The organism is Streptomyces sp. NPDC043746 (genome assembly GCF_056436485.1).
Map to the genome: position 1 here is coordinate 1 of NZ_JBWKCM010000068.1, position 3,033 is coordinate 3,033.

Genomic DNA, 3,033 nt, shown 5'->3' on the forward strand with positions numbered 1-3,033 from the left:
CTCAAGCCCACGTCACAGGGCCGGTGATCGAGGACCGCCTGCCGCACAGCGGCCTGCTCGGCCTCCCCGAGCACCTGGTGCACCCCGACCGGCTTGCCCCGTGGCTGCATGACCAGCGCCTCCCGGCCGCCAGCCTGCCACTTCGCCCACCACCCGTCGACGGCCTTCAGCGACACCCCGAAGACTGCCGCTACGTCCTCACGGTCCCGCCCCGCCACCAACGTGGCCACCGCCCGCAGCCGCAGGGCCTCCTGCGCTGACGGCGACAGATGCCGCGCGTCCCCCACCAGATCGCTCACACCCCACCAACGACCCAGAACCCAAACCGTTTCGGATCAATACATGGTTGGGAATCCGTAATCCTGTGATGGATCCAAATCGTGATTAACTCAAAGGAGCAGGTGTAACGCATGCCGAAAGAGCAACCCCTGCAGGTGGATCGAATTACTGGTGATAATAAATTGCCGTGGTCGGTCAGGTTTCTCCTCTGGCGCGCGAAGAGGGCGGGGAGGACTGGGTTGCTCTTTCGTTGTGCGATGAGAGACTCGCATCGTAGCGTGACGCGCAAATGGTCGATTGTCTCAATTGAATCCGAGGGTATTCGGCTCTGCGAGATGAGCAACACCACGTTTAAGCGTCCTATGTTTGTTGACCTGCCCCCGGGGCGACATGAACTAGTGATTCGAGTTATTCGCTCCCGCCGGAGTATGGGAACTTTTTTTCGAGAAGAGGTTACTCTCGATCAGGGTGATATTTTCCTGGCGCTGTGCGAGCCGATCCAGCCGAATGTGTTCTATCGAAAGAGTCCAAAGAATGACACCTGGAAGATAGGGATCGTTTCCCCTGATTCTCGGATTTAGGGCCTCCTTTCTAGCAGGCGGAACAGTAGCCTCTCTGCCTCAATAGCCTCCGACCCGACGGGCCTGCGCCCGGACCACACGGTGGGCAACGCCAAGGGCGACGAACGCTGGGCCTCCGACCGGGGCATGTACGCCGGCTACACCCTCAAGAACGGCAAGTGGGTGTGGAAGGAGACCCCGAAGCGGGGCACGGAGGCCAAGAAGCGCTACACGGCTTACCGGGCCAACCCTGCTGGCTACATGGTCAACGACAGTCACGCCAAGAAGCGCTCGGCCGACATCAAGGCGGGGGCGAAGAAGGCCGCAGACCATGCCGCCAGGAAAGCCGCAGATGAGCGTCGAAAAGCTGATGCGGAACGCCGAAAGAAGAATGATGTGTGGGGGGGGGGGGCATCAGCAGCGGCCTGAACAATGTTGGGAAATTCTTTAACGCGCAGCGCGCGGCGATAATCTGTCGCAGCGATATTCGTTCCCGCGTTGATCCCCGTAGCTATGGCAAGTGCGGCAGTGGATGCCTATTCCGACTTTTCCAAAGGTGATTGGGCCGGCGGCTCGCTGAACATTGTGGGAGTCGCCGGGGGTGGTGCGGCACTGAAGGCAGCCAGGGTTCTGTATCGGGGCGCCTCGGCCAGGAGTGCTCTGGGGGCCGTGAATCGCCCATCATCCGGACTGGGAAGAAGTCAGTTGCATAATGCGTTCGGGCCTTGGCAGGACTGTCGAGGCAGGGGCGAGGGCAGAACGGTATGATCAAATCAACACGGGTGCAGGTGTGGCGGCCGCCTTTGCCTATGAGGCGCGGGCGTGGAGGGCAAATTGTGGGCTAATGCCTAATGGGTGTTGAGGGAGGGGTTCATGGTGGGTTATATCGGGGTGTCCGTACTGGCCATCGGAGGGTTCGGTCTGATGGTCTCGACAAAGGGTCGGCGTGGCTGGTAAGACTGGACACGAGGTCAGAAAATCGGGGCATCGATAAGTGCGGGACTTATGGTGGTGGGATTGATCCTCATGGATGTGGACTCATGACCTCCCGGTGCTAATTAGTCGAACTGAGAGGGCGTCGACCTTTCGGGCTCCGAGTTAATCCGGCATGTCGCTCACTGAGCCTCTTTCATCCTGTGCTGGCAGGTGAAACTGGCTGGTCAGGGTGCGTGGTGACGAGACAGGGCCTCTCGTCGTTGGCGTGGTGATCTCACTCAACACACCGGCGACCGAAGAGGCCCTGTTGGTTCCGTATCCTGCCATGGTCGACGTCCCTCATGAGCTCGTCGAGCATGTTTCCTGGTTGCTGTACGAGCACCGCCTGACGCGCAACACCCGCTGGCGCAAGCTCGGTTGCTTCAAGCAGGCACTGCTTACTCTCGTTCATCTGCGTAAGAACGAGACGTTCTCTCAGCTCGGAGCCGGTTTCGGGATATCCCAGGCCACCGCCTGGCGGTACGTCGATGAGACCTTGGACGTCCTGGCCTCCTGGGCACCCGGACTCCACGAAGCCCTCACCGGCCTCGGCGAGGGCGACCACGTCATCGTCGACGGCACCCTGATCCCCACCGACCGAATCCGCGCGGACGAGCCGTACTACTCGCAAAAACACCGCAAGCACGGCATGAACGTGCAGGTCATCGCCCGACACGACGGCACACCGCTCTAGTTCTCCCGAGCCACGCCCGGACGCACCCACGACCTGACCGCGGCCCGCGCCCACGGCATCGTCCAAGCCTGCCTCACCCGGCAGATCCTCGTCCTCGCCGACCGCGCCTACCAGGGCGCCGGCGCCACCTTCCGCACCCCGTACTACCACCACCGCGAACAGCCGCAGCACTACCAGCAGTTCAACCGCGGCCACGCCCGGCTGAGAGCCCCGGGAGAACGCGCCTTCGCGCAACTGAAGTCCTGGCGACTGCTCCGGCGAGCAAGATGCTCCACCCGCCGCATCGGCACCATCGTCCAGGCCATCCACACCCTACTGACCTGCGACTACAGAGGATGAGAGAGGCTCACTGGAATGAATTGCCGTCAAATTTTGGAGCGGCCCGGCGATAGGTTCGCCGGGCCGCTCTATCCGCGTACTGGCTCAGCTGCCAGGGACCCTGCGTGTTTGTGGGTTGGGTGGGATCGCCCGGTGATGACCGGTCGTGTCGGGTGGGTCCGGATGCAGGTGCAGGCACGGTCTCGT

Annotated in this window: 2 protein-coding genes and 1 pseudogene; 2 read left to right on the top strand and 1 reads right to left on the bottom strand. The window is 61.9% G+C overall.

Annotated features, from left to right (window positions below; genetic code table 11):
- Positions 1–299 (bottom strand): helix-turn-helix domain-containing protein (locus tag AC0682_RS31445; RefSeq protein ID WP_478536639.1); only part of this gene is annotated, 299 nt, incomplete at its 3' end.
- A gap of 642 nt (positions 300–941) precedes the next feature.
- Between AC0682_RS31445 and AC0682_RS31450 the strand changes: the two genes are divergently transcribed.
- Together AC0682_RS31450 and AC0682_RS31455 are read left to right on the top strand one after the other, a co-directional pair.
- Entirely contained in the window at positions 942–1,268 is a 327-nt protein-coding gene (locus AC0682_RS31450) for a hypothetical protein (RefSeq protein ID WP_478536640.1), read from the top strand.
- A 772-nt stretch (positions 1,269–2,040) separates the two neighbouring features.
- Positions 2,041–2,847: pseudogene (locus AC0682_RS31455) on the top strand (IS5 family transposase).
- The last annotated feature ends 186 nt before the right edge of the window (positions 2,848–3,033 follow it).